Source organism: Mycobacterium alsense (assembly GCF_002086635.1).
GTDB lineage: Bacteria > Actinomycetota > Actinomycetes > Mycobacteriales > Mycobacteriaceae > Mycobacterium > Mycobacterium alsense.
Genome location: NZ_MVHD01000015.1, coordinates 72703 through 99356, shown reverse-complemented (window position 1 = coordinate 99356; position 26654 = coordinate 72703). Strand labels below are relative to the sequence as shown.

Here is a 26654-nt window from a genome sequence, read left to right as displayed (position 1 = left end):
GAGCGCCCTGACGGCCAGCGCGCAGTCGTATGCCTCCGCGGAGGCATACGACTGCGCGCTGGCCGTCAGGGCGCTCACGAACTGCGCATGAAATGTCGCCGCCTGGGCGGCCTCCGCGCGATAGTCCTTGGCGTAGCTGGAGAACAGTGCCGCCACGACTCCGGACACCTCGTCGGCCCCCGGGCTCACCACATTGGTCGTCGCGCCTGCCGCCGCCACGTCGGCGGTCGCCAGCGCCGCGCTGATCCGCTCCATATTGGCGGCCGCCGCCGCCACCGCATCCGGCAAAGCGATCACATACGACACGTCAACCTCACACGCTGGAGACGACCCCCACCGCCGACGAGTCGATGAGTATATGTTGCCGATCCCACCCCGGCAACGCGCTGAGCCCTCCACCGAACCCGCCGCACCGGGCGTTCCGGCCCGCCGACGCCGCGGCGCCCGATCTTCGGAAAAGTCCCAGCAAGCGATGCTGATCGTGGCCCGGCGCCAGAAATACCAGGTGGTCGACGCCAAAGTTCGGCGACCGGCGTCCCGGCGCGACAACACCGGGAACGCGTGCCGACTGGCACAGTTGCCTAATTATACAATTGCATAACAATCTAGTATAGGTTTGGTAACCACGGGATGGCTGCGTTGTGTCTCCGCTAGCTTCGTCCTAGCGATTGGCGTGGTTCGGACGTGCTGGGGTGGCTGCAGGGTGCGTGGTGTCGCTGGCCCGGGAAGGTTGGCGCGGTGAATTTTTCCGTGTTACCGCCGGAGATCAACTCAGCGCGGATGTTCGCCGGCCCGGGCTCGGCGTCGATGCTGGCCGCTGCGGCGGCCTGGGACGACCTGGGCGGTGAGCTGGGCGCGGCGGCGGCGGCGTTTTCGGCGGTGACTTCGGGGCTCGCGAGCGGTCCGTGGCAGGGCCTTGCGTCGGCGGCGATGGCGACCGCGGCCGCGCCGTATGCGGGATGGTTGAGCGCGGCGGCGACCTTGGCCGAGGAGGCGGCCAGGCAGGCCTCGGCGGCGGCGACGGAGTTTGAGGCGGCGGTTGCCGCGACCGTGCAGCCGGAGCTGGTGGCGGTCAATCGCGCGCAGCTGGTGTCGTTGGTTGCGTCGAACCTGTTGGGGCTCAACGCCCCGGCGATCGGGGCGATCGAGGCCGCCTATGAGCGGATGTGGGCCCAGGATGTGGTCGCGATGTTCGGCTATCACGCCGGGGCATCCGCGGCTGTTACGGCGTTGGAGACGGTGACCCAGGCGCTGCCGCGTCTGGCGGTCCCGCCGGGCCTCACGACACTCGTCAACAATGTCGGCTTGGCCAACGTGGGGAACTCCAACGTCGGCTTCGCCAACGTGGGCAACGCCAACGTCGGTAACGCCAATGTGGGCAGCGGGAACTTCGGCTTCGGCAACCTCGGCAGCTTCAACGTCGGCTTCGGCAACGGGGGTCCGCTGTTGACGGCGGGTGACCACAACTTCGGCTTCGGCAACCTCGGCAGCTTCAACATCGGCCTTGCCAATACCGGCGACGGAAACATCGGCTTGGCCAACACCGGCAACGGCAACATCGGCATCGGGCTGACCGGGGACCACCAGATGGGGTTCGGCGGGCTGAACTCGGGCAGCAACAACATCGGCCTGTTCAACTCGGGCACCGGCAATTTCGGGTTGTTCAACTCCGGCAGCCACAACACCGGCGTCGGCAACAGCGGCAGCACCAACACCGGCTGGTTCAACGCCGGGGTGGCCAACACGGGCGGTTTCAACCCGGGCAGCTACAACACCGGCAGCTTCAACCCGGGCAGCCACAACACCGGCGGCTTCAACCCGGGCAGCGTCAACACGGGCTACTTCAACACCGGCAACGTCAACACCGGCGTCGCGAACTCCGGTGACGTGAACACCGGCGCCTTCCTCTCCAGCAGCTTCGGAGGGGGTGTCCCGAAGGTGCCCGGCTTCGACTTCACGGTGTCCATTCCCCCCATCCCCCTGGGCGTCAACGTCAACGGCACCATCGGCGGCATCGCCATCCCCTCCACGTTTACGCCGGCAATCCCGGTGAACATCGACGTCGGCGGCAGCATCGCCGGCATCGACATCCCGTCCGTCACCGTGCCCGAAATCAGCTTTACCGCCAGCGCGCTAGGCAGCCTCAGCGGAGCGAAACTCGCGCATGTGGACATCAACGTTCAACAATTCAGCCTTTCCCTGAAGCTTCTCACCATCATTCCTCTGGGAGACACCGCGGTCGGGCCCATCACCGGGACCGTAGATGTCGTCATGCCCCAAACCGCCATTTCCGGTCACACCACGGCAATCTCCACCCCGGCCATCAGCGTGCACTCGATCCCGCTCGACCTCACGGTGACCGGCCTGATCGGTCCGATCACGACCCCGCCCATCAATATCCCCGCGATCCCATTGAACATCGACACCGGCGGCACGATCGGCCCGATCAGCATCCCGATCCACTTCCCGGGTTTCGCGGTCCCGACGTCTTCGGGCTTCTTCAATTTGGGCGATGGGGTTTCGGGTTTCGGGAACATCGGCGCCGACACGTCGGGCTTCTGGAACTTTGCCCAAGGCGGCGGGGGAATCTCGGGCTTCCACAACTTCGGCGCTCTGATATCGGGGGGCCTGAACTTCGGCGACACCATCTCGGGGTTGTCCAACGGGAGCACCCTGGGCCTGGTGACGCCCGCGGTGGACTCCGGCATCGCCAACGTCGGCAGCGCACTGTCGGGCCTGTTCCTGCAGGGAACCGCCGGCCAGGCGAACTTGATCAGCGTCGCCAACGTCGGCTTGGCCAACGTGGGGAACTCCAACGTCGGCTTCGCCAACGTGGGCAGCTTCAACGTGGGCAACGCCAATGTGGGCAGCGGGAACTTCGGCTTCGGCAACCTCGGCAGCTTCAACGTCGGCTTCGGCAACGGGGGTCCGCTGTTGACGGCGGGTGACCACAACTTCGGCTTCGGCAACCTCGGTAGCTTCAACATCGGCCTTGCCAATACCGGCGACGGAAACATCGGCTTGGCCAACACCGGCAACGGCAACATCGGCATCGGGCTGACCGGGGACCACCAGATGGGGTTCGGCGGGCTGAACTCGGGCAGCAACAACATCGGCCTGTTCAACTCGGGCACCGGCAATTTCGGGTTGTTCAACTCCGGCAGCCACAACACCGGCGTCGGCAACAGCGGCAGCACCAACACCGGCTGGTTCAACGCCGGGGTGGCCAACACGGGCGGTTTCAACCCGGGCAGCTACAACACCGGCAGCTTCAACCCGGGCAACCTCAACACCGGCGGCTTCAACCCGGGCAGCGTCAACACGGGCTACTTCAACACCGGCAACGTCAACACCGGCGTCGCGAACTCCGGTGACGTGGACACCGGCGCCTTCCTGTCCAGCAGCCTCACCCGCGGCGTTTTGTGGGGGGACACCAACCAGGGGTCCGCCCTGGACTACACCCTGGTGATTCCCCCCATCCCCCTGGGCATCGACGTCAACGGCACCTTCGATTTCACCGTCCCGCATCTGAACATTCCGGGAATCCCGCTGGACTTCGCCGTCGGAGGCCACGTCGGCCCGATCCGCATCGCACCCTTCACGCTTCCCGCATTGCAGGCGTCGGGCAGCGTGACGACCATCCAGCCGATTTCGGTTCTTATCCATATGAACACCATTTCGGTGGACGGTGGAGATGCCGGATTCAGCGGCGATGTCGGCCCCATTGATACCAGCATCTTTATCAACCTCGGCGCGAATTTCAGCTTCGGCACCACGCCCTCGGGGTTCACGGGCATAAGCATTGCGGAAATCCCCCTGAACGTTCTCGCCACGGGCGGCTTGGGCCAAATCGCCATCCCTCAGATCGATCTCCAGCCGATCCCGCTGCACTTTGGCACCGGCGGCAGCACGATCGGCCCGATCAGCGTCCCGATCAACATCCCGGAATTCGGGAACTCGACCACCGCGCCGTCCTCGGGCTTCCTCAACAGCGGTGCCGGCGGGTCATCGGGTTTCGCCAACATCGGCGCCGGCACGTCCGGCTTCTGGAATTCTGCCCCGGTTGGCGCGGGAATCTCGGGCTTCCACAACTTCGGCGCCCTGGTATCGGGCGCGCTGAACTTGGGCAACACCGTCTCGGGGCTGTCCAACGTGAGCACGCTCGGCCCGCAGACGGCGGCTTTGATCTCCGGGATCGGCCATCTCGGCGACACACTCTCGGGCGTTTCGTCCAACTTCAGCGGCGGCCATCTCTCGGGCCCGTCCGGCCTCGACACCACACTGGTGATCCCGCCCGTCCCGCTGGGCATCGCGGTCAACGGCAGTGTCGGCGGCATCAGCGTCCCGTCCTTCACCGTTCCGGCTATCCCCTTGAATATCGGTGTCGGCGGCGACGTCGGTGGCGTCGTCCTCCCGTCCATCCAGGTGCCCGCAATCCACTTCGACAGTGCTGTCTTCGGTGTGGCCGGGCGCAACTTCCTGACAGTGGGTTTCCAAACGAACAGTTTTCCCCTCAATGTCGGCACCGCGGGATTGCATCATGGCCAAGTCGACACCATATCGGGGGCTCTCGGGGTTTCCTTGCCACAGCCAGGAATCCAGGTCGGTGGCGGCACCAACGCCTTCGACACCCCGGCCATCACCATTTCCAAGATCCCCCTGGACCTCACCGTCCTCGGCGACATCGGTCCGATCAGGTTCCCGGGAATCGACATTGCCGCGGTTCCGCTGCACATCGACGCGAGCGGCACGTTCGGCCCGATCAACGTGCCGATCCACATCCCGAGCTTGGAAAGCATTCCATCGGCCTTGGTCAACGGCGCCCATTACAACGTCGTCACCCCTCCCATCCCCCTGGGCATTCACGTCCACGGCACCGTCGGCGACATCGCGATCCCGTCCCTGACCATTCCGGAAATCCCCCTGAACATCGGCGTCGGCGGCAGCGTCGGCCCCGTCACCGCCCTTTCCTTCACGGTTCCCCAGCTCGGCCTTACGGCCGGCGTTTCAACCCCGCAAGCCTTCGTGAGTTCGTTCGGGGTGAATGCCTTCTCCTTCAGCCTGGACGGATCGCAATCGGACAACGGTGCCATCCAGGGGAGTTTCTCCCCAATTTTCGGGACGCTGACAACGACTCTTGGCCTGAACTTCACCGCCTCCACCGCCCCTTTCACAATCCCCGGCTTCTCCATTCCCGAAATCCAGCCGAACATCAGCACCACTGGCGGCATCGGCCCCATCACCACCCCCGCAATCGATATCCCCGCGTTCCCGCTGCAATTCGACGCGGGCGGCACGATCGGCCCCATCGGCCTCGAGATCGACACCTCGGGCTTGGGGCACCTCGGCGCCAACGCGCCTGTGTTGGCGAACCTCAGTGGGCTGGGGTCAGCCGCGCTGCAGGACCTGGCCGGCCTCTCGGGTCCGCTCGCGACGAGCATTTCGGGGTTTGCCAGCGCCTTGAACTCCGCCGCCACCGCCATCGCCGGCGAAATCTCCGGCCTCCACTTCTAACTCACGGGCCCCGCGGTGGCGATCCGACCCGCGAAACCGCCCCCCGAAAAGATTGTGAGTACATGCTATCTATGCTAGCCTCACCGTCGTGACATACGACGTGATCATTCGCGACGGGCTGTGGTTCGACGGCACCGGCGCCGCGCCGCAGACCCGCACGCTGGGCATTCGCGACGGCATCGTGGCCACGGTGACCACCGGGCCCCTGGACGAGACCGGGTGCCCGGAGGTGATCGACGCGGCCGGCAAGTGGGTCGTGCCCGGCTTCATCGACGTGCACACCCACTACGACGCCGAGGTGCTGCTGGACCCCGGGCTGCGGGAGTCGGTGCGGCACGGCGTGACGACCGTGCTGCTGGGCAACTGCTCGCTGTCGACGGTCTACGCCAACTCCGAGGACGCCGCCGACCTGTTCAGCCGGGTCGAGGCGGTGCCGCGCGAATACGTCCACGGCGCCTTGGATTCCACCAAAACCTGGTCGACGGCCGCCGGCTACGTCGAGGCCATCGACGCGCTGCCGCTCGGGCCGAACGTCGGCTCCCTGCTTGGTCATTCGGACCTGCGCACCGCGGTGCTGGGCCTCGACCGCGCCACCGACCCCACCGTGGCGCCCACCGACGCCGAGCTGGAGAAGATGGCGGCGCTGCTCGACGACGCGCTCGACGCCGGGATGCTCGGCATGTCCGGGATGGACGCGGCCATCGACAAACTCGACGGAGAGCGCTTCCGGTCGCGCGCCTTGCCGTCGACCTTCGCGACGTGGCGGGAGCGGCGCAGGCTGATCAAGGTGCTGCGCAAGCGCGGCCGGATCCTGCAGAGCGCCCCCAACGTCGACGACCCCAAGTCCGGGCTGCTGTTCTTCTTGGCCAGCAGCCGGATGTTGGGCCGCCGCAAGGGCGTTCGGATGAGCCTGCTGGTGTCCGCCGACGCCAAGTCGATGCCGTTCGCCGTGCACACGTTCGGCCTCGGCACCCGCCTGCTCAACAAGATCCTGGGCTCTCATGTGCGATTCCAGCACCTGCCGGTGCCGTTCGAGCTGTACTCCGACGGGATCGACCTGCCGGTCTTCGAAGAGTTCGGCGCGGGCACGGCCGCCCTCCACCTGCGCGAGCAGCTGGAGCGCAACGCGCTTTTGGCCGACGAGGACTACCGCCGCCGGTTCCGGCGCGAGTTCGACCGCATCAAGCTCGGCCCGTCGCTGTGGCACCGCGACTTCCACGACGCGGTCATCGTCGAGTGTCCCGACAAGTCGTTGCTGGGCAAGAGCTTTGGTGCGATCGCCGACGAGCGCGGGCTGCACCCGCTGGACGCGTTTCTCGACGTGCTCGTCGAAAACGGTGAGCGCAACGTGCGGTGGACGACGGTGGTGGCCAACCACCGGCCCAAGCAGCTCAACAAGCTCGCCGCCGAGCCCAGCATCCACATGGGCTTCTCCGACGCCGGCGCGCACCTGCGCAACATGGCGTTCTACAACTTCGGCCTGCGGATGCTCAAGCGCACCAGGGACGCCCAACAGGCGGGCGCGCCCTTCCTGTCCACGCAGCGCGCGGTGCATCGCCTCACGGGCGAGCTGGCGGAGTGGTTCGGCATCGACGCCGGCACGCTGCGCGAAGGCGACCGCGCCGACTTCGTCGTGGTCGACCCGGCCGGGCTCGACGAGTCGGTGGACGGTTACCACGAGGAGGCGGTGCCGTTCTACGGCGGCCTGCGGCGCATGGTCAACCGCAACGACGACGCGGTGGTCGCCACCGGCGTGGGCGGCGCCGTCGTCTTCGGCAAGGGCGAATTCCGTGACGGCTACGGCCAATCCGTGAAGTCGGGCCGCTACCTGCGGGCGGGCGGGCGCCGCCGGCACGCCGGGGCGCTGAAGGTCGGCGCCTGACATGGCCAGAACCCAGCAGCAGCGCCGGGAGGAGACCGTCGCGCGGCTGCTCGACGCCGCCATCGCCACCATCGTCGAGGTCGGCTACGCGCGGGCGTCGGCGGCCGTGATCACCAAGCGGGCGGGGGTGTCCGTCGGCGCCCTGTTCCGCCACTTCGACACCATGGGCGACTTCATGGCGGCCACCGCGTCGGAGGTGCTGCGCCGCCAGGTGGAGTCGTTCACCAAGGGAGTGGCCGAAATACCGGCCGAGCAGCCGGCGCTCGAGGCCGCGCTGGCGATACTGCGCGACATCACCGCCGGGCCGACCAACGCCGTCGTCTACGAGCTGTTGATCGCCGCGCGCACCGACGAAAAGCTCAGGGACACTTTGCAACACGAGCTCGGGCAGTACGCCGCGAAGATCCACGACGCCGCGCGCACGCTCCCCGGCGCCGAGGCCTTTCCGGCGGAAACCTTCCCGGTCATCGTGGCGCTGCTGACGAACGTGTTCGACGGGGCCGCCGTGGTGGAGGGGGTACTGCCCCAGCCGGAGATCGCGAAGCAACGGATCCCGGTGCTGACGGCGCTGCTCACCGCCGCCCTGCCGAATTGAGTCGCGGTACTACAGCGAGCCGATGCCGGTCTCGGGGTTGAGGGCGAAACCCCAGTCGAACAGGGTGGCCGCCTGGTCCCAGTACGACGGCCCGCCCGGCCTCGCCAGCCCGTACATCATCGCGATCACCAACCGGCGGCCACCGCGGGCGGCGGCGCCGACGAACGTCTTGCGGGCGGCGTTGGTGAAGCCGGTCTTACCCCCGATGGCCCCGGGATAGCGCTGCAGGAGCTCGTCCTGGTTGGTGATCGGCTCGTCGCCGTTTTCCCCGGGGAACATCGCCGACGGTTCCGACGTGATTTGCGCGAACACCGGATTGGCCATCGCGGCGCGGAAGATGACGGCCAGGTCGTGCGCCGTCGACGCCCCGGAGCCGCCGGGCCCGTCCAGCCCGGACGGCGTCGACGCGTGGGTGCCGGTGGCCCCCAGCGACGCGGCCTTGGCGTTCATCTTCGCGACGGTGGCGTCGGCGCCGCCCAGCATGTGCGCCAGCGTGTTGGCGGCGTCGTTGCCCGAGACCAGCAACAGCGCGTCGAGCAGCTGGCGCGCGGTGTAGCTGCGGCCGGGCTTGATGCCGACGCAGTTGCACTCGACCTGGGTGTCGGCGACGTCGGCGACGACGGTGGAGTCCAGGCTCACCTGGTCCAGCGCCACGAGCGCCAGCAGCACCTTGATGGTGCTCGCGGGCGGGTGGGCGACGTTCTGGTCGCGGCCGGCCAGCACCTGGCCGCTGTCGAGGTCGGCCACGATCCAGGTCTGCGCCGGGCCGTCGGGGATGGGCACCGAGCCGATCGGCTGCGAGTTGTCGGCCCAGGACATGCCGGCAGGGCCGACACCGACCGCCAGCGACGCGGCGACCGCCGCCATGAGCGTGCGCATGGCCGCAAAGTTTACTTCCGGGCCTGCGCGATCCCTTGATGAGACCGGTGGCGGCTCAGTGCCAGGGCATGTCGCGCCAGGAGTAGAACTTCCCGTCGCCGATGTCGTGCACGCCGTAGTAGTCCCAGAAGTAGTCGTGGCAGACGCCACCGTCCCACGGCACCGGCCGCCCGGCCGGGTTGGCGTCGCCCGGGCACCAGTGCTGGCAGGACTTCCCGGCCGGGCACGGGCCGGCCTGGGCGGACGGCGCCGCCAGCCCCGAGCCGCCCCACATCAACAGCGCGGTTGCTATCCCCGCGATTGCCGCTCTCATAAGCCTCGGATTATTCCCCCTGGCCTGCGCGGTAGTCCCGGAAATCATGTGCGGCTCCTTCGTTGCGGGCGGTAACTCGCCAAGTGCACACCGCCCCCGCCGCTACCGATCCCAACCCGGCACCGCCCGCGGTGTTGAATCGATGCATGTTGAGCCTGGCCGAAATTTCCGACCGCCTGGAGATCCAGCAGCTGCTGGTGGACTATTCCACCGCCATCGACAACCGCCGGTTCGACGACCTGGACAAGGTCTTCACCCCGGACGCCTACATCGATTACACGGCGTTGGGCGGCATCGAAGGCCATTACCCCGAGGTCAAAAAGTGGCTGGCGGAGGTGCTGCCGACCTTCCCCGTGTACGCGCACATGCTCGGCAACTTCTCGGTGCGCATCGACGGGGACAGCGCGTCGTCGCGGGTGATCTGCTTCAACCCCATGGTGCTGCCGGGGGACCCCGAAAAGAACAAGAATCAGATCCTGTTCTGCGGGCTCTGGTACGACGACGAGTTCGTCCGCACCCCTGAGGGCTGGCGGATGAGCCGGCGGGTGGAGACCAAGACGTTCCAGAAGGTCATGTGAGGATTTCGGGCCGGGAGCCCGGTTCTGGCACAATAGGCGGCTGTCCGCCCCGCGATCACTGCTTCTTGCCTTAGCGAGGCGGTCACCACACGCGAGGCAAAACCGGGCCCCGGCATCCCGCCGGTGCCGCTGAATTGCAGCGTGACACGCACAGGAGAAATCGCTCAACCATGGCTGTGAAGATCAAGCTCACCCGGCTTGGCAAAATCCGCAATCCCCAGTACCGCATCGCCGTCGCCGACGCCCGGACCCGCCGCGACGGCCGCGCGATCGAGATCATCGGCCGGTATCACCCCAAAGAAGACCCGAGCCTGATCGAGATCAACTCCGAGCGCGCCCAGTACTGGCTTTCGGTGGGTGCCCAGCCCACCGAACCCGTCCGCAAGCTGCTGCAGATCACCGGTGACTGGCAGAAGTTCAAGGGCCTGCCCGGCGCCGAGGGCCGGCTGAAGGTCAAGCCCGCCAAGCCCAGCAAGCTGGAGCTGTTCAACGCCGCGCTGGCCGAGGCCGACGGCGCCCCCACCACCGAGGCCGCCAAGCCGAAGAAGAAGGCCCCCGCGAAGAAGGCCGCCAAGGCCGAAAAGGCCGAGGCCGAGACGCCGGCCGAGACGCCGACCGAGGCCGAGACGCCGGCCGAAGCCGAGGCGCAAGCCGAGACACCCGCCGAGGCGCCCGCGGAGACGCCGGCCGAGCCGACGAGCGAAAGCTGACCGACGTGAGCACGGTCGTCGTTGACGCAGTCGAGCACCTGGTCCGCGGGATCGTCGACAACCCCGACGACGTGCGGGTGGACATGGTGACGAGCCGGCGCGGGCGCACGGTGGAGGTGCACGTCCACCCCGACGATCTCGGCAAGGTGATCGGCCGCGGGGGACGCACCGCGACCGCCCTGCGCACGCTGGTCGCCGGGATCGGCGGCCGCGGCATTCGCGTCGACGTGGTGGACACCGACCAGTAGCGCGCGCTGCTCATGGAGCTCCCTTGGAGTTAACGGTCGGGCGGGTGGTCAAGGCGCACGGCATCGGCGGCGAGGTGGTCGTCGAGATCCGCACCGACGATCCCGACGCGCGGTTCACTCCGGGTAATACGTTGCGCGCCAAGAACTCTCGCACCGGTGAGGAACGCAGTTTCGTCATCGACCAGGCCCGCGAGCACGGGGGCCGGCTGCTGCTGCGGCTGGCCGGGGTCGACGACCGCGACACCGCGGAGACGTTGCGGGGCAGCCTGTTCGTCGTGGACTCCGAGGACCTGCCGCCCATCGACGAGCCGGACACCTACTACGACCACCAGCTGGAGGGCCTGCGCGTGCGGACGACGACGGGAGCGGACGTCGGTGTCGTCGCCGAGGTGCTGCACACCGCCGCGGGTGAGCTGCTGGCGGTGCGGCGCACCCCCGGCGGCGTGAACGACGAAGCGCTGGTGCCGTTCGTCGGCGCCATCGTCACGTCGGTGTCGCTGGACGACGGGGTGATCGAGATCGATCCGCCCGACGGCCTGCTGGAATTGGGGTAGCCGTGCGAATCGACGTCATCACGATCTTCCCGGCCTACCTGGACCCGCTTCGACAATCGTTGCCGGGCAAGGCGATCGCGTCGGGCCTGGTCGACCTGCGCGTGCACGACCTGCGCCGCTGGACCTACGACGTGCACCACTCGGTGGACGACGCCCCCTACGGCGGCGGCCCCGGGATGGTCATGAAGGCCCCGGTCTGGGGCGAAGCGCTGGACGAGACCTGTTCCGGCGAAACGCTTTTGGTGGTCCCCACCCCGGCGGGCACGCTCTTCACCCAGGCCACCGCCCGGCGCTGGTCCGCCGAGCGGCACCTGGTGTTCGCGTGCGGACGCTACGAGGGCATCGACCAGCGGGTCGTCGAGGACGCCGCGCGGCGGATGCGGGTCGAGGAGGTCTCGATCGGCGACTACGTGCTGCCGGGCGGGGAGTCGGCGGCGGTGGTGATGATCGAGGCGGTGGTCCGTCTGCTGCCCGAAGTCATCGGCAACCCGCAGTCGCACCAAGACGATTCGCACTCGAACGGGCTGCTCGAAGGCCCGTCGTACACGCGGCCGCCGAGCTGGCGCGGGCTCGACGTCCCCGACGTCCTGCTCTCCGGGGATCACGCGCGCATCGCCGGATGGCGCCGCGAGGTCTCGCTGCGGCGCACCCGCGAACGCCGCCCGGACTTGCTGGACTGAATGACTGGCGAGCAGACGCAGAATCGCATAGATCGGGCCGATCGCGTGCGATTCTGCGTTCCCCCAGCTTCGCGGGGGCACCCCCAGCTCGCGCCGAGGCGCGGCCCGTCAGATCCGGCCGTTGGGAAATATCGTCCTGACGGCCTGGGTGATCGTCTGGCGCGCGGTGGCGTCGTCGGTGGTCTGCAGCGACTGGACCACCATGACGTAGCGGTGGTCCGCGCCGATCACCCCGGTCGACAGGTGCATCCAGTCGCTGCCGATGCAGCACATCCAGCCCTGCTTGACCGCCACCGGCTCGGCGAACAGCCCCTCGGGAATGCCGAACCGCTGCGGATACCCGTCGACCCCGCTGGCCGTCGACCGGGCCAGGTCGTCGACGATGACCATGGCCCGCCCGACCGGCAGCCCGCCCGACCCGTCGAGCAGCATGTCGTAGTAGCGGACCAGGTCGGTCAGCGTGCTCATGGTGTTCCACCAGCGCCCATCGCTGGGCGGGGTGGTGGACGACAGCCCGTACCGGGTCGCGACCTGGGTGATGATGGCCTCGCCGCCGCCCTGGGCCCAGAACTTCTCGGCCGCGCCGTCGTCGGACGACTGCAACATGGCGTCGAGATCCCGGCGGTCCTCCGCCGACAGGGTGGTCCTGCCCTGCGATTCGGCCAGCAGCAGGTCGTCGGCGATGAACAGCTTGGCCACCGAGGCGGTGCCGACGACCTGGCCGTTGCCGTTGGCGACGAACTCGTGGGTCTTGCGGTCGAGGACGGCGACCGACAACGCCGCCCCGGCCGCGGCCGCCTCGTCGATGGCCCGCTGGATGCGCGCCGGCAGGCCGCCGAACACCGTCCCGGACAGCGCCTGCGGCGGCCCGTGCAGCGGCACGCTGTCCAGCAGCAGCTGCACCGTCTCCGGCTGCGGCACGGACGCACGGGCCGGCGCGCCGTGCCCGGCATCGGCGGCCGCCGCCGGCCGGGGCCGCGACGCCACCAGCGCCTGGTCGCACCCGGCCAGCACCAGCGTCACCGCCGCGACGGCGGCGAGCACGGTGCTTGGGCGGGCGCGCATCCCTGGATCTCCTCGGACCTCGATCCGGCACATGGGCGGGCCGCATCGCCACTACCCCGGGTTCGACTAGCGCGTTTTGACCCCAGTCATATGTACCACTCACCGGGCCCTTCGGCGCGCGACGAACCGCGACGTTTACCTGTGATTTTCACTGCAGGCGGGCCGTCTGGCACAATTGTGCAGTTGTCTCGAGCCCGTGAGCGGGTCCCGGCCGTGTCCCGGCCGCCGCGAGATGCACGCACAAAGCCCGAAACCCATCGGCTTGATGACCGCCCCACGCCCGCGCGTGGGCCGCGGTCGCAGGCCGCGAGCGCAAGGAAGTTCTAACGATGAACAGGCTGGACTTCGTCGACCAGGCGTCGCTGCGCGACGACATCCCGGCCTTCAGCCCGGGCGACACCATCAACGTGCACGTCAAGGTCATCGAGGGCGCCAAGGAGCGCATCCAGGTGTTCAAGGGTGTGGTGATCCGCCGGCAGGGCGGGGGAATCCGGGAGACGTTCACCGTGCGCAAGGAGAGCTATGGCGTCGGCGTCGAGCGGACCTTCCCGGTGCATTCGCCGAACATCGACCATATCGAGGTGGTGACCCGTGGCGACGTCCGCCGCGCCAAGCTGTACTACCTGCGTGAACTCCGCGGCAAGAAGGCCAAGATCAAGGAAAAGCGCTGACGCCGCCCTGGCTACGCTGATCTCGTGACGGATACCACGGACTCGCCCGAGCCCCAGTCCGACGCCGACGCCGGCCAGAGCGAACCGAAGGTCTCGACCCGCGACCCCGAGGATCCCGGCGCGACCGCGGCCCCCGACGAGGAGACCGAGCGGGCCGGGGCTTCCGAGCCGGCGCGCAAGAAGAAGTCGACGCTGCGCGAAATCGCGATCCTCGCGGTGATCGCGGTGGCGCTCTACTACGTCATGCTGACGTTCATCGCCCGCCCGTACCTGATTCCGTCGGAATCCATGGAGCCCACCCTGCACGGGTGCACGGGCTGCGTCGGCGACCGGATCATGGTCGACAAGCTCACCTACCGGTTCGGTCGGCCGGGGCCCGGCGACGTGATCGTCTTCAAGGGGCCGCCGTCGTGGAACGCCGGGTACAAGTCGATCCGCTCGAACAACACCGCGCTGCGCTTCGTGCAGGACGGTCTGTCGTTCATCGGCTTCGTGCCGCCCGACGAGAACGACCTGGTCAAGCGCGTCATCGCGGTCGGCGGGCAGACGGTGGCGTGCCGGGCGGAAACCGGGCTGACCGTCGACGGCAAGCCGCTCAAGGAGCCGTACCTGGATCCGAACACGATGATGGCCGACCCGGCGAAGTACCCCTGTCTGGGCAGCGAGTTCGGGCCGGTGGCCGTGCCGGCCGGGCGGCTGTGGGTGATGGGCGACAACCGCACGCACTCGGCGGACTCGCGCGCGCACTGCACCAGCGTCCCCGCCGACGCGCTCAAGGGGATCTTGTGCACCGGTGACCCGAACTCGGGAACGGTGCCGGTGTCCAACGTCATCGGCAAGGCCAGATTCATCGTGTGGCCGCCGTCGCGATGGGGCGGTGTTGGATCGGTGAATCCCCAACAGAGCCGGTAGCCGTGGCGACCACCTGGCCGCCGCGGACGGTGATCCGCAAGTCTGGGGGGTTGCGCACCCTGGAGTCCGCGCTGTACCGCGGCGGGCTGGGGCCGGTGGCCGGCGTGGACGAGGTGGGCCGCGGGGCCTGCGCGGGCCCGCTGGTCGTGGCGGCCTGCGTGCTCGGGCCCGGCCGGCTGGAAAGCCTTGCCCTCCTTGACGATTCGAAGAAGCTCACCGAAAAGGCGCGGGAGAAGCTGTTCCCGCTGATCCGCCGCTACGCCCTGGCCTACCACGTGGTGTTCATCCCGTCGGCGGAGGTCGACCGCCGCGGGGTGCACGTGGCCAACATCGAGGGCATGCGGCGCGCGGTGGCCGGGCTGTCCGTGCGCCCGGGTTACGTGCTGAGCGACGGCTTTCGCGTGCCGGGGCTGCCGATGCCGTCGCTGCCGGTGATCGGCGGGGACGCGGTGGCCGCCTGCATCGCCGCGGCGAGCGTGCTGGCCAAAGTCAGCCGCGACCGGCTGATGGTCGCGATGGACGCCGAACACCCCGGCTACGGCTTCGCCGAGCACAAGGGCTACAGCACGCCGGCGCATTCGACGGCCCTGACCCGCCTGGGCCCGTGCGCCGAGCACCGCTATTCGTTCATCAACGTCCGGCGCGTGTCCGTCGGGTCCGACGGTTCGGGCGGCCGGGTGGTGGCCGAGTGCAAACCGGACCCTCCGGCCGAGCGTGCGGGATGGCAGTGAGGAAAGATGGGACCAGGTAGCCGGGAGAAGGACGTCTGAGCAGATGAGTGCGGAAGATCTCGAAAAGTATGAAACCGAGATGGAGCTCTCGCTGTACCGCGAATACAAGGACATCGTCGGCCAGTTCAGCTACGTCGTGGAGACCGAGCGGCGCTTCTACCTGGCCAACAGCGTGGAGATGACGCCGCGCAACGCCGACGGCGAGGTGTACTTCGAGCTGCGGCTCTCCGACGCCTGGGTGTGGGACATGTACCGCCCGGCCCGCTTCGTCAAGCAGGTCAAAGTCGTCACCTTCAAGGACGTCAACATCGAAGAGGTGGAGAAGCCGGAGCTCCGGCTGCCCGAGTAGGCCGTCCCGCTAGGTGGCGGGCGGAAGCTGGCTCCCGAGGTCGGACGGCAGCCGGCCGCGATTGTCGATGACGGCGCGGGCCACCTCGGCCAGCTTGACGTTCAGCGCCTGCGAGTGGCGGCGCAACATGTCGAACGCCTGGTCCTCGGACAGGTCGTGCAGCAACATCAGCATGCCGACCGCCTTGCCGATCTCGCGGTTGGACAGCAGCCCGCGGCGCAGCGTGGCGGCGTCCTGGCCCTTGGCGACCGCGTTGATGGCCACGCTGGCGAACGCCGCCAGCACGGCCGCCCGCCCGGCGGACTCGGCGTCGAACACGTTGGGGGTGTCGCTGAACAGGTTGAGCGCGGCGCCCTTGCGCTTTTCCACCAGCAGGCGGAAGCCCATCGCCCCGCGCACCGGCGTCTCTTCGACCAGGATGGCGGCGAGCTTGGGCCACAGCGACGGCGACGTCAGGTCGGGGTCGATCTGGGGCGTCTCCTCCTCGATCGCGTCGATGCAGGGCCCGTCGCCGGCGCGGCGCTCCAGCTCGTCGATCCGGTGGGCTATCGCGTCGCTGGCGCCGACGGTCACGTAGCGGTCGTTGTCGCGCACCAACAGGCTGGCGTGGTCGCAGCCGCGGATGGCCAGGGTGGCGGCGACGCAGATGGCGGCGTACATCTCGGTGGCGTCCGAGCCCTGATAGATGATCTCGGCGAGCGCGGCGAAGACGGTCGCCGGGTCGGCCCTCCCGTCGCCCGTTACCGAACCGCTCGGGTCCGTAATCGGTCCGTCTGCCACGTTGTGCCCCGTTCCCGCGGTGTCGGCGTTCGACCCGCATGCAATTCGACTTGCGTCTTTCGTCACTCGTGGTTTCAGGGTGACACGGAGGGGAAGCTCATGTGAATGGGGCTGACCGTGGCGGTGACCGGACCGACCGGCGAGATCGGGATCTCGGCGGTGACCGCGCTGGAGCGCGAGCCCGCGGTGGACAAGATCATCGGGATGGCCCGGCGGCCGTTCGACCCGTCGTCGAGCGGCTGGGTCAAGACCGGCTATCAGCAGGGCGACATCCTCGACCGCGAGGCCGTCGACGCCCTGGTGGCGCAGGCCGACGTGGTGATCCACCTGGCGTTCATCATCATGGGCTCGCGCGAGGAGAGCGAACGCATCAACCTGCAGGGCACCCGCAACGTGTTCGAGGCGACCGTCGCCGCCGAGCGCCCGCGCCGGCTGGTCTACACCTCGTCGGTGGCCGCCTACGGCTACCACGCCGACAACCCGGTCCCCCTCACCGAGGACGTGCCGCCACGCGGGTCGCCCGAGCACTACTACTCCGCGCAGAAGGCCGCCTGCGAGGCGCTGCTCGCCGACGTCACCGCGGGTTCGTCCCTCGAGGTGTTCGTGCTGCGGCCCTGCATCGTCGCCGGGCCCCGGGCGACGGCGCTGGCCGACGCGATGCCGTGGAATCGGCTGCCCGGCCCGTTGCGCGCGCTGGCCGGGGTGGTGCCGGTGCTCAAGCCGGTCGTGCCCGATCCGGGTTTCCCGCTGCAGCTGGTCCACCACGACGACGTCGCCGAGGCGATCGCGCTGGCGGCGACGGCCCCGGCGCCGCCGGGCGCGTACAACATCGCCGGCGACGGCGTGGTGACGGTTTCGGAGGTGGTCAAGGCGCTGGGCGGCCGGCCGGTGCGGGTTCCGGCGATGGCGGCCTCGGCGGCGTCGGCGGCGCTCGCTCGGGTGCCGTTCGTGCCGTCGGTGCTGGAGTGGCTGCACATCGCGCGGACGTCGGTGGTGATGGACACCACCAAGGCCAGGATCGAGCTCGGGTGGCGGCCGGTCCACTCCTCGGAGGACACCCTGGCGGCGCTGGCCGGCGCGGTATGAACGGGCTGTGAAGGGGCCCTGACGGCGCGCCGGGGCCGGGCCTGGCGAGGCGGTAATTTGAATCTGTGAGGTTGCACCGCCCGGCCGCCGGCGACGGCGCCGATATTCCCGCCGACTACGACGAACACGCGGTCTCGGTCGCCCCGCGCAAGCGCGAGGCGGCGGGGGTGCGGGCGGTGCTGGTCTCGCTGCAGCGGGGGTTCGAGCAGATGGGCGCGCTGCGCACCGCCGCGGCGCTGGCCCGGCTCAACCAGCGCAACGGCTTCGACTGCCCCGGCTGCGCGTGGCCGGAGGAGCCCGGCGGGCGCAAGGTGGCCGAGTTCTGCGAAAACGGCGCCAAGGCCGTGGCCGAGGAGGCCACCAAACGCACCGTCACACCCGAGTTCTTCGCGCGGCACTCGGTGGCCGAACTGTCGGGAAAGCCCGAGTACTGGCTGTCCCAGCAGGGCCGGCTCACCCACCCGATGGTGTTGTCACCCGGTGACGACCACTACCGGCCGATCGGCTGGGACGACGCCTACCGGTTGATCGCCGAGCAGCTCGGCGCCCTGGACAGCCCCGACGAGGCGGTGTTCTACACGTCCGGCCGCACCAGCAACGAGGCCGCGTTCTGCTACCAGCTGATGGTCCGCTGCTTCGGCACCAACAACCTGCCCGACTGCTCCAACATGTGCCACGAGTCGTCGGGGTCGGCGCTGACCGAGTCGATCGGCATCGGCAAGGGATCGGTCACCGTCGACGACGTCGCGCACGCCGACCTGATCGTCATCGCCGGGCAGAACCCGGGCACAAACCACCCGCGGATGCTCTCGGTGCTGCGGAAGGCGAAGGCCAACGGCGCCAATATCATCGCGGTCAACCCCCTGCCCGAGGCCGGCCTGATCCGGTTCAAAGATCCGCAGAAGGTGAAAGGCGTTGTCGGGCACGGCGTCCCGATCGCCGACGAGTTCGTGCAGATCCGCCTCGGCGGCGACATGGCGCTGTTCGCCGGCCTGGGCCGGTTGCTGCTCGAGGCCGACGACCGCGCCCCGGGCACGGTCGTCGACCGGCCCTTCGTCGACGCGCACTGCGCCGGCTTCGACGACTACCGGCGCCGGACCCTCGACGTCGACCTCGACACGGTGTTCGTCGCCACCGGCGTCGAGCGGCGGCAGCTCGAGCGCGTCGCCGCCATGCTGATGGCTTCGCGGCGCACCGTCGTGTGCTGGGCGATGGGACTGACCCAGCACACCCACGCCGTCGACACCATCGGCGAGATCACCAACGTGCTGTTGCTGCGCGGCATGATCGGCAAACCCGGCGCCGGGGTGTGCCCGGTGCGCGGGCACTCCAACGTGCAGGGCGACCGCACCATGGGGATCTGGGAGCAGATGCCCGAGGAGTTCCTGGCCGCCCTGGACCGCCACTTCGGCATCACCAGCCCGCGCAGGCACGGCTACGACACCGTGGCCGCGATCCGCGCGATGCGCGACGGGCGGGCCAGGGTGTTCGTGGGCATGGGCGGCAACTTCGCGTCGGCCACCCCCGACACCTCCGTCACCGAGGCGGCGTTGCGCAATTGCGCGCTGACCGTGCAGATTTCGACCAAGCTGAACCGCAGCCACGTCGTGCATGGGGCCACCGCGCTGATCCTGCCGACGCTGGGCCGCACCGACCGGGACGTCCGCGGCGGGCGCAAGCAGGTTGTGTCGGTGGAGGATTCGATGTCGATGGTGCATCTGTCGCGCGGCAGCCTGCACCCGCCCGGCGACCAGCTGCGCAGCGAGGTGGAGATCGTCTGCCAGCTGGCCCGCACGCTGCTCGGCGCGGACCACCCGGTGCCATGGGAGAGCTTCGCCGCCGACTACGACACCGTCCGCGACGCGATCGCCGCGGTGGTCCCCGGCTGCGCCGACTACAACCGCAAGGTGCGTGCGCCCGACGGCTTCCAGCTTCCGCATCCGCCGCGTGATGCACGCGAATTCCACACCAGCACAGGCAAAGCCAACTTCGCGATCAACCCGCTGCGCTGGGTGCCGGTGCCGCCGGGACGGCTGGTGCTGCAGACGTTGCGCAGCCACGACCAGTACAACACCACGATCTACGGGCTCGACGACCGCTACCGCGGGGTCAAGGGCGGCCGGCGCGTGGTGTTCGTCAACCCGGCCGACATCGAGGATCTGGGACTGACCGACGGCGGGCGCGTCGATCTGGTGTCGGAGTTCAGCGACGCCGAGGGGCGGCTGCAGGAGCGCCGCGCGAAGGACTTCCTGGTGGTCGCCTACTCGACGCCGGTCGGCAACGCGGCGGCCTACTATCCCGAGACCAATCCGCTCGTCCCGCTGGACCACACCGCCGACAAGTCGAACACCCCGGTGTCCAAGGCGATCACGATCCGGCTGGAACCGGCGGCTTAGTGCGGCGCGTCACGGCGCGCCGGCGCGCGCATCATCTCACCGCGGAGCGGGCCGTCACGCGACCGGAGACGCTGGCCGTCGAGGAGCCGCTGGAGATCCGCGTCAACGGCGCACCGGTCACGGTGACCATGCGCACGCCCGGCTCGGATTTCGAGCTGGCGCAGGGCTTTCTGCTCACCGAGGGGGTGATCTCCGGGCGCGACGACCTGGCGACCATCCGCTACTGCGGCGGGCGCGCCCAGGGCGTCGGCGACGGCGCCAACACCTACAACGTGCTGGACGTGACCCTGGCGCCCGGGGTCGGCCCGCCCGATCTCGACGTCACCCGCAACTTCTACACCACGTCGTCGTGCGGGGTGTGCGGCAAGGCGTCGCTGGAGGCGGTGCGGCTGATCGGCCGCTTTACGCCCGGCACGGATCCCGTGACCGTCGCCGCGGCCACCCTGCAGGGGATGCCCGGCCAACTGCGCGCCGCGCAAAAGGTTTTCGACACCACCGGCGGGCTGCACGCCGCCGCCCTGTTCTCAGCCGACGGCACCGCGCTGGTCGTGCGCGAGGACATCGGCAGGCACAACGCGGTCGACAAGGTCGTCGGATGGGCGCTGCAACACCGCGAGCTGCCGCTGGCGGGGTGCGTGCTGCTGGTCAGCGGGCGGGCGTCGTTCGAGCTGACGCAGAAGGCGGTGATGGCCGGCATCCCCGTGCTGGCCGCGGTGTCGGCGCCGTCGTCGCTGGCGGTCTCGCTGGCCGAGGACGCCGGGGTGACGCTGGTGGCGTTTTTGCGGGAGGACTCGATGAACGTCTACACCCGGGCCGACCGCATCACGTAGGCCCGCCTGGGGATGGGCCCCCGACTGGGGATAACCGACTCGGTAGCACAGTCATGTTCAGGTCGCCCACGGGCCTACCCCGCCCACCTTCTCTATTGTGATGCGAGTCAGGTATCCGGGCGGTGCGTCGGGCGGCGGGAAACCGGTGCCGGGGCCGAATATCGTTGTGGCGATGTCGTCGAGCAGTTCTGGAGCGCCGCCCTCCTCGACGCGCGCCGTGCCTTTGATCGACAGGTAGGGTGTCTGCGGCCCACTGCGGTCGGTGGACACGATGGTCACCGCCACGCGGGGATCACGGCGGATGTTGCGGATCTTCTGATGCTCCATCAGATGAGCGGTGACTAGCTCATCACCGCCGTCGGCTGTACTCTGCACCGTCACCCAGACCACGCTGACTTGCGGGCTGCCGTTGCGATTGATCGTGACCAGCGTTGCCGGGCCGGACCCTATGAGTTGGCGTGCGCTGTCGTCGAGTTTCATGATGTTCATTGCGTTCTCCTGATTCGTCATGTTTCCGCGCATTTGCTGTCTATCCATACGACGAAGAGGCAGCGCGTAATCCGACAGCCCGACCGTCGACCGCCCCGCCGAGTTGTCACGCGTGATTTTTGCGGCGACGTCCACCAGGGCCGACCACATCACGTAGGCCCGCCTGGGGATAGCTCCCCGACTGGGGATAACCGCGTCCGTTGGCGGTGATTTCGCGACGCCGGCGCCGCGTGGTGTCGGCGCCGCGGTGCACCGTGGCCGCCATGACGACCGAGAAGACGATGACCCGCGCCCAGCTCGGGGCGATGGGCGAGGCGCTCGCCGTGGATCACCTGACGCGGACGGGGTTGCGCATCGTGGCCCGCAACTGGCGCTGCCGCTACGGCGAGCTGGACGTGATCGCCGCCGACGAGGCCACGAACACCGTGGTGTTCGTGGAGGTCAAGACCCGCACCGGCGACGGCTACGGCGGGCTGGCCCACGCGGTCACCCCGCGCAAGGTCGCGCGGCTGCGCCGGCTGGCCGGGCTGTGGCTGGCCGGCCAGGACGTGCGCTGGGCGGCGCTGCGCATCGACGTGGTCGGCGTGCGGGTCGGGCGGCGCCGCGCCCCGGAGCTCACCCACCTGCGGGGGATCGGCTGATGGCGCTGGGACGGGCGTTCTCGGTCGCGGTGCGCGGGCTGGACGGCGCCATCGTGGAGATCGAGGCCGACATCACCTCCGGCCTGCCCGGCGTGCACCTGGTGGGCCTGCCCGACGCGGCCCTGCAGGAGTCGAGGGACCGGGTCCGGGCGGCGGTCACCAACTGCGGCAACAGCTGGCCCCAGGCCCGGCTCACGCTGGCGCTGTCACCGGCGACCCTGCCCAAGATGGGATCGGTGTACGACATCGCCCTGGCCGCGGCCGTGCTCTCCGCGCAGCGCAAGCACCCGTGGGAACGCCTGGAGAAGGCGGTACTGCTGGGCGAGCTGTCCCTGGACGGGCGGGTGCGGCCGGTGCGCGGGGTGCTGCCCGCGGTGCTGGCCGCCAAGCGCGAGGGCTGGCCGGTCGTCGTCGTCCCGGTCGACAACCTGGCCGAGGCCAGCCTCGTCGACGGCATCGAGGTGTGGGGCGTTCGCACGCTGCGCCAGCTGCGGCGCTGGCTGTCCGGCTCCGGCGGGCTGGACCGCAGGATCAGCGCGGGCGCACCGGACCCGGAGCCGCCCGCCGACCTGGCCGACGTAATCGGGCAGGCGCAGGCCCGCTTCGCCGTGGAAGTCGCGGCCGCCGGGGCGCATCACCTCATGCTGACCGGCCCGCCGGGGGTGGGCAAAACGATGCTGGCCCAACGCCTTCCGGGATTGCTGCCGCGCCTGGCGGAGGGCGAGTCCCTCGAGGTCACCGCGATCCACTCGGTGGCGGGGCTGTTGTCGGGCGACACCCCGCTGATCACCGCGCCGCCGTTCGTGGCGCCCCACCACAGCTCCACCGTCGCGGCGCTCGTCGGCGGCGGCTCGGGGATGGCCCGACCCGGCGCGGTCAGCCGGGCGCACCGCGGGGTGCTGTTTTTGGACGAGTGCGCCGAGATCGCCGTCAGCGCGCTGGAGGCCCTGCGAACACCGTTGGAGGACGGGGAAATTCGCCTCGCCCGCCGCGACGGGGTGGCGTGCTACCCGGCCCGCTTCCAGCTCGTGCTGGCCGCCAACCCCTGCCCGTGCGCGCCGGCCGATCCGCGGGACTGCGTGTGCGCGGCCGCGGCCAAACGCCGCTACCTGGGCAAGCTGTCCGGGCCCCTGATGGACCGCGTGGACCTGCGGGTGCAGATGAACGCGGTGCGGGCCGGGGCGATCGCGGTCACCGACGGCGAGTCCACGGCGCAGGTACGCCGGCGGGTGGCCGCGGCGCGCGACGCGGCGGCCGAGCGCTGGCGCCCCTACGGATTCCGCACCAACGCCGAGGTCAGCGGCACGCTGCTGCGGCGCAAGTTCCGCCCCGGCAACGCCGCGATGAACCCGCTCAAGCGGGCGCTGGACGGCGGGCTGCTCAGCATCCGCGGCCTGGACCGCACGCTGCGCGTCGCGTGGAGCCTGGCCGACCTGGCCGGCCGGGCTTCGCCCGGCCTCGACGAGGTCGCCACCGCGCTCAGTTTCCGCCAACCCGGAGCGCACCGATGAACCGTCCGCTCTTGCGCGCGTGGGCCTACCTGTCGAGGGTCGCCGAGCCGCCCTGCGCCGAACTCGTCGCGCTGGTGCGACGCGTGGGGCCGGTGGAGGCGGCCGACCGGGTGCGGCGCGGATCGGTCGACGACCGAGTGGCGCGCCACACCGAGGCCAGACGCGAAATAGACCGGGCCGCTGCCGATCTGGAGCTGCTCGCGAGCCGCGGTGGCCGGCTGATCACCCCCGACGACGACGAGTGGCCGCTGCTCGCATTCGCCGCGTTCGGCGCCGCCGGGGTGAAGGCCCGCGGCGGCCCGCCGATGGTGTTGTGGGCGTTGGGCCCCGAACGCCTCGACGAGGTGGCCTCGCGCGCGGCCGCGCTGGTCGGAACGCGCGCCTCGACGATGTACGGCGAGCACGTGGCCGCCGACCTGGCCACCGGGCTGGCCGAGCGCGACGTCGCGGTGGTGTCCGGCGGCGCCTACGGCATCGACGGCGCGGCGCACCGCGCGGCGCTGGACTGCGAGGGCGTCACCGCTGCCGTGCTGGCCGGTGGGATCGACATCCCTTATCCGGCAGGGCATTCCGCGCTGCTGCACCGCATCGGTCAACGTGGGCTGGTGTTCACCGAATACCCGCCGGGCGTTCGCCCGGCCCGGCACCGGTTCTTGACCCGCAACAGGCTGGTCGCCGCGGTCGCGGGCGCGGCGGTCGTGGTGGAGGCGGGCCTGCGCAGCGGCGCGGCGAACACCGCGGCGTGGGCGCGGGCGCTGGGCCGGGTGGTGGCCGCGGTGCCCGGGCCCGTGACGTCGTCGGCGTCGGCGGGATGTCACGCGCTGCTGCGCGACGGCGCGGAGCTGGTCACCCGGGCCGATGACGTCGTGGAGCTGGTCGGCCGCGTCGGTGAGCTCGCCCCCGAGGAACCGCATCCCACAACCGCGCTCGACGGGCTGGGCGAAGCCGAGCGGCGGGTGTACGAGGCGCTGCCCGGCCGCGGCGCCGCCGCGGTCGACGAGATCGCGGTCGCGTCGGGTATGGCGCCCGAGCGGGTGCTGGGACCGCTGGCCATCCTCGAGCTCGCCGGGCTGGCGCGGCGCGACGACGGGCGGTGGCGCATTGTCCGCGCCGCGGCCCCGGCCCCGTCGGAGCGGCTCGTATAGTCGAGCGGGGTCGGGCAGGACAGGAGGAGACAGGAGGACACGTGGCAGGTCGACCTCTGCAAAGCTTCGAAGTCGCCCGCACCGAACAGCTCACTCGACACATGGTGCGGGTCGTGCTCGGGAGCGCACACTTCGACAAATTCGTGCCCAGCAAGTTCACCGACTCCTACGTCAAGCTGGTGTTCCTGCCGGGCGACGTCGACGTGTCGGAGCTGCCGCATCCGCTGACCCTGGACAGCTTCGCCGACCTGCCCCGGGAGCAGAAGCCCTCGGTGCGCACGATGACGGTGCGCCGCGTCGACCCCGATGCCCACGAGCTCACGCTGGACGTCGTGGTGCACGGCGAGCACGGCGTCGCGGGCGCGTGGGCGTCGACGGCCCAGCCCGGCCAGCCGATCTACCTGATGGGTCCGGGCGGCGCCTATACCCCCGACCCGACCGCCGATTGGCACCTGCTGGCCGGCGACGAGTCGGCGCTGCCGGCCATCGCCGTGGCGCTGGAAGCCCTGCCTCCCGACGCGGTCGGGCAGGCGTTCATCGAAGTCGCCGGCCAGGAGGACGAGATCCCGCTGAACTCACCGGAATCCGTCGACGTGAGCTGGGTCTACCGCGGTGGCCGCGCCGACCTGGTCCCCGAGGACCGCGCCGGCGACTTCGCGCCGCTCATCGAGGCCGTCACCACCGCGCCGTGGCTGCCGGGCCAGGTGCACGTGTTCATCCACGGCGAGGCGCAAACCGTCATGCACAACCTGCGGCCCTACATCCGCAAGGAGCGCGGCGTGGACGCGAAATGGGCGTCGTCGATCTCGGGCTACTGGCGGCGGGGCCGCACCGAGGAGAGCTTCCGGCAGTGGAAGAAGGAGCTCGCCGAGGCCGAAGCCGCCGGCTGAGCGCGGGCTGGCATGCTCGTCGCATGGCGTTCGGCGATTACCAGTTCGAGATCTACCTGCAGGGCCTCGCCGGGACGGTGCCGGCGCTGCCGGTGGCCCACGCCGAACTGGAGGCCAAGGCGCGGGCCGCGATGTCGCCGTCGGTGTGGTCGTACGTCGCCGGCGGGGCCGGGGACGAGCGCACCCAGCGGGCCAACCGCAGCGCCTTCGACGGGTGGGGCCTGATCCCGCGGATGTTCGTCGGCGCCACCGAACGGGATCTGTCGGTGGAGCTGTTCGGCATGGCCCTGCCCTCGCCGCTGTTCATGGCGCCCATCGGGGTCATCGGCATCTGCGCCCAGGACGGCCACGGAGACCTGGCCACCGCCCGGGCGGCGGCGCGCACCGGGGTGCCGATGGTGGTGTCCACCCTGACCGCCGACCCGCTCGAGGACGTCGCCGCCGAATTCGGCGACACCCCGGGGTTTTTCCAGCTGTACACCCCGAAAGACCGGGAGCTGGCCGCCAGCCTCGTCCAGCGCGCGGAGGCCGCCGGTTACCGGGGGATCATCGTCACGCTCGACACCTGGGTGCCCGGCTGGCGCCCCCGCGACCTGACCACGGCCAACTTCCCGCAGCTGCGCGGGCATTGCCTGAGCAACTACACCAGCGATCCGGTGTTTCGCGCCGGCCTGCAACAGCCGCCGGAAGCGGATCCGCGGGCGGTGGTGCTGCGCTGGGCGCAGCTCTTCGGCAACCCCCTCAGCTGGGACGACCTGCCCTGGCTGCGCTCGTTGACCGATCTGCCGCTGCTCGTCAAGGGCATCTGCCATCCCGACGACGCCCGCCGCGCCAAGGACGGCGGCGTCGACGGCATCTACTGCTCCAACCACGGCGGCCGGCAGGCCAACGGCGGCCTGCCGGCGATCGACTGCCTGCCGGGGGTGGTGGAGGCGGCCGGCGGGGTGCCCGTGCTGTTCGACTCGGGCATCCGCAGCGGCGCCGACGTCATCAAGGCGCTCGCGTTGGGCGCCACCGCGGTGGGCGTCGGCCGCCCGTACGCCTACGGCCTGGCCCTCGGCGGCGTCGACGGCATCGTGCACGTGCTGCGTTCGATGCTGGCCGAGGCCGACCTGATCATGGCCGTCGACGGCTACCCCACGCGCAAAGATCTCACCCCGGAAACGCTGCGGCGCGTCACCTGAGCCGAGCCCCCGGCGCCTGCG

General features: G+C 69.9%; 26 protein-coding genes. 20 read left to right on the top strand and 6 right to left on the bottom strand.

Annotated elements, in window-relative coordinates; translation table 11 throughout:
• Positions 1-306 (bottom strand): PE family protein (locus BST11_RS27595; RefSeq protein ID WP_158086786.1); only part of this gene is annotated, 306 nt, incomplete at its 3' end.
• 432 nt (positions 307-738) lie between these two features.
• Here BST11_RS27595 and BST11_RS11600 point away from each other — a divergent pair.
• The 3 genes from BST11_RS11600 to BST11_RS11590 all read left to right on the top strand — a co-directional run bounded on the left by BST11_RS11600 (position 739) and on the right by BST11_RS11590 (position 7991).
• Positions 739-5514 (top strand): PPE family protein, encoded by a 4776-nt coding sequence (locus BST11_RS11600; protein ID WP_083138115.1) that lies wholly within the window; start codon positions 739-741, stop codon positions 5512-5514.
• Between the two features lie 67 nt (positions 5515-5581).
• Positions 5582-7396, top strand: a complete 1815-nt coding sequence (locus BST11_RS11595; RefSeq protein WP_142276304.1) for an N-acyl-D-amino-acid deacylase family protein — start codon at positions 5582-5584, stop codon at positions 7394-7396.
• A gap of 1 nt (position 7397) precedes the next feature.
• Entirely contained in the window at positions 7398-7991 is a 594-nt protein-coding gene (locus BST11_RS11590; protein ID WP_083138113.1) for a TetR/AcrR family transcriptional regulator, read from the top strand.
• Between the two features lie 9 nt (positions 7992-8000).
• On the opposite strand, the gene BST11_RS11585 is transcribed toward BST11_RS11590, so the two are convergent.
• Both BST11_RS11585 and BST11_RS11580 read right to left on the bottom strand, forming a co-directional pair.
• Positions 8001-8870 (bottom strand): D-alanyl-D-alanine carboxypeptidase family protein, encoded by an 870-nt coding sequence (locus BST11_RS11585; protein WP_083138112.1) that lies wholly within the window; start codon positions 8868-8870, stop codon positions 8001-8003.
• Positions 8871-8925: 55 nt separating this feature from the next.
• Positions 8926-9183: a hypothetical protein gene (locus tag BST11_RS11580; RefSeq protein ID WP_142276303.1), complete on the bottom strand. Its 258-nt coding sequence runs from the start codon at positions 9181-9183 to the stop codon at positions 8926-8928.
• A gap of 146 nt (positions 9184-9329) precedes the next feature.
• Between BST11_RS11580 and BST11_RS11575 the strand changes: the two genes are divergently transcribed.
• The 5 genes from BST11_RS11575 to trmD all read left to right on the top strand — a co-directional run bounded on the left by BST11_RS11575 (position 9330) and on the right by trmD (position 11953).
• Complete coding sequence (locus BST11_RS11575) at positions 9330-9761, top strand: nuclear transport factor 2 family protein (RefSeq protein ID WP_083138110.1); 432 nt, start codon at positions 9330-9332, stop codon at positions 9759-9761.
• 170 nt (positions 9762-9931) lie between these two features.
• Positions 9932-10471 (top strand): 30S ribosomal protein S16, encoded by a 540-nt coding sequence (rpsP, locus tag BST11_RS11570; protein WP_083138109.1) that lies wholly within the window; start codon positions 9932-9934, stop codon positions 10469-10471.
• Between the two features lie 5 nt (positions 10472-10476).
• The gene (locus BST11_RS11565; protein WP_003878715.1) at positions 10477-10719 is read left to right on the top strand and encodes an RNA-binding protein; all 243 of its coding nucleotides are present in this window, start codon (positions 10477-10479) and stop codon (positions 10717-10719) included.
• 23 nt (positions 10720-10742) lie between these two features.
• The gene (rimM, locus tag BST11_RS11560) at positions 10743-11273 is read left to right on the top strand and encodes a ribosome maturation factor RimM (RefSeq protein ID WP_083138108.1); all 531 of its coding nucleotides are present in this window, start codon (positions 10743-10745) and stop codon (positions 11271-11273) included.
• A 2-nt stretch (positions 11274-11275) separates the two neighbouring features.
• A complete protein-coding gene (gene trmD, locus BST11_RS11555; protein WP_083138107.1) occupies positions 11276-11953 on the top strand; it encodes a tRNA (guanosine(37)-N1)-methyltransferase TrmD in 678 nt (225 codons plus the stop codon).
• Positions 11954-12061: 108 nt separating this feature from the next.
• On the opposite strand, the gene BST11_RS11550 is transcribed toward trmD, so the two are convergent.
• Positions 12062-13018 (bottom strand): serine hydrolase, encoded by a 957-nt coding sequence (locus BST11_RS11550; RefSeq protein WP_083138106.1) that lies wholly within the window; start codon positions 13016-13018, stop codon positions 12062-12064.
• A gap of 329 nt (positions 13019-13347) precedes the next feature.
• Here BST11_RS11550 and rplS point away from each other — a divergent pair, with 329 nt between their 5' ends.
• From rplS to BST11_RS11530, 4 genes are read left to right on the top strand one after another with little or no spacing between them, the layout of a single operon-like run.
• Complete coding sequence (rplS, locus tag BST11_RS11545) at positions 13348-13689, top strand: 50S ribosomal protein L19 (RefSeq protein ID WP_012393605.1); 342 nt, start codon at positions 13348-13350, stop codon at positions 13687-13689.
• A gap of 24 nt (positions 13690-13713) precedes the next feature.
• On the top strand, positions 13714-14601 hold the full coding sequence (lepB, locus tag BST11_RS11540; protein ID WP_083138105.1) for a signal peptidase I: 888 nt from the start codon (positions 13714-13716) through the stop codon (positions 14599-14601).
• Between the two features lie 2 nt (positions 14602-14603).
• On the top strand, positions 14604-15332 hold the full coding sequence (locus BST11_RS11535; protein WP_067325203.1) for a ribonuclease HII: 729 nt from the start codon (positions 14604-14606) through the stop codon (positions 15330-15332).
• A gap of 43 nt (positions 15333-15375) precedes the next feature.
• The gene (locus BST11_RS11530) at positions 15376-15681 is read left to right on the top strand and encodes a DUF2469 domain-containing protein (protein WP_067325206.1); all 306 of its coding nucleotides are present in this window, start codon (positions 15376-15378) and stop codon (positions 15679-15681) included.
• Positions 15682-15690: 9 nt separating this feature from the next.
• On the opposite strand, the gene BST11_RS11525 is transcribed toward BST11_RS11530, so the two are convergent.
• Positions 15691-16461 carry a GAF and ANTAR domain-containing protein gene (locus BST11_RS11525; RefSeq protein WP_083138104.1) on the bottom strand — a complete coding sequence of 257 codons (771 nt, stop codon included), beginning with the start codon at positions 16459-16461 and terminating at the stop codon, positions 15691-15693.
• 105 nt (positions 16462-16566) lie between these two features.
• On the opposite strand from BST11_RS11525, the gene BST11_RS11520 reads away from it, so the two are divergent.
• The 3 genes from BST11_RS11520 to fdhD all read left to right on the top strand — a co-directional run bounded on the left by BST11_RS11520 (position 16567) and on the right by fdhD (position 20773).
• Complete coding sequence (locus BST11_RS11520) at positions 16567-17547, top strand: NAD-dependent epimerase/dehydratase family protein (protein ID WP_083138103.1); 981 nt, start codon at positions 16567-16569, stop codon at positions 17545-17547.
• A gap of 65 nt (positions 17548-17612) precedes the next feature.
• Positions 17613-19943, top strand: a complete 2331-nt coding sequence (locus tag BST11_RS11515) for an FdhF/YdeP family oxidoreductase (RefSeq protein WP_142276302.1) — start codon at positions 17613-17615, stop codon at positions 19941-19943.
• Entirely contained in the window at positions 19943-20773 is an 831-nt protein-coding gene (gene fdhD, locus BST11_RS11510; RefSeq protein WP_083138102.1) for a formate dehydrogenase accessory sulfurtransferase FdhD, read from the top strand. Before BST11_RS11515 ends, fdhD begins: the two co-directional genes overlap by 1 nt.
• Positions 20774-20830: 57 nt before the next feature.
• Here fdhD and BST11_RS11505 read toward each other — a convergent pair whose 3' ends face one another.
• Positions 20831-21262, bottom strand: a complete 432-nt coding sequence (locus tag BST11_RS11505) for a PPOX class F420-dependent oxidoreductase (protein WP_083138122.1) — start codon at positions 21260-21262, stop codon at positions 20831-20833.
• A 263-nt stretch (positions 21263-21525) separates the two neighbouring features.
• Here BST11_RS11505 and BST11_RS11500 point away from each other — a divergent pair, with 263 nt between their 5' ends.
• The 5 genes from BST11_RS11500 to BST11_RS11480 are packed head-to-tail and all read left to right on the top strand — an operon-like array spanning position 21526 to position 26633.
• Entirely contained in the window at positions 21526-21903 is a 378-nt protein-coding gene (locus BST11_RS11500; protein ID WP_083138121.1) for a YraN family protein, read from the top strand.
• Positions 21903-23414 carry a YifB family Mg chelatase-like AAA ATPase gene (locus BST11_RS11495; protein WP_083138101.1) on the top strand — a complete coding sequence of 504 codons (1512 nt, stop codon included), beginning with the start codon at positions 21903-21905 and terminating at the stop codon, positions 23412-23414. The genes BST11_RS11500 and BST11_RS11495 overlap by 1 nt, the downstream gene beginning before the upstream one ends.
• Positions 23411-24559 (top strand): DNA-processing protein DprA, encoded by a 1149-nt coding sequence (gene dprA, locus BST11_RS11490; RefSeq protein ID WP_083138100.1) that lies wholly within the window; start codon positions 23411-23413, stop codon positions 24557-24559. Before BST11_RS11495 ends, dprA begins: the two co-directional genes overlap by 4 nt.
• A gap of 41 nt (positions 24560-24600) precedes the next feature.
• Positions 24601-25449, top strand: coding sequence for a siderophore-interacting protein (locus BST11_RS11485; RefSeq protein ID WP_083138099.1), 849 nt, complete (start codon positions 24601-24603; stop codon positions 25447-25449).
• A gap of 23 nt (positions 25450-25472) precedes the next feature.
• Complete coding sequence (locus tag BST11_RS11480; protein ID WP_083138098.1) at positions 25473-26633, top strand: alpha-hydroxy-acid oxidizing protein; 1161 nt, start codon at positions 25473-25475, stop codon at positions 26631-26633.
• The last annotated feature ends 21 nt before the right edge of the window (positions 26634-26654 follow it).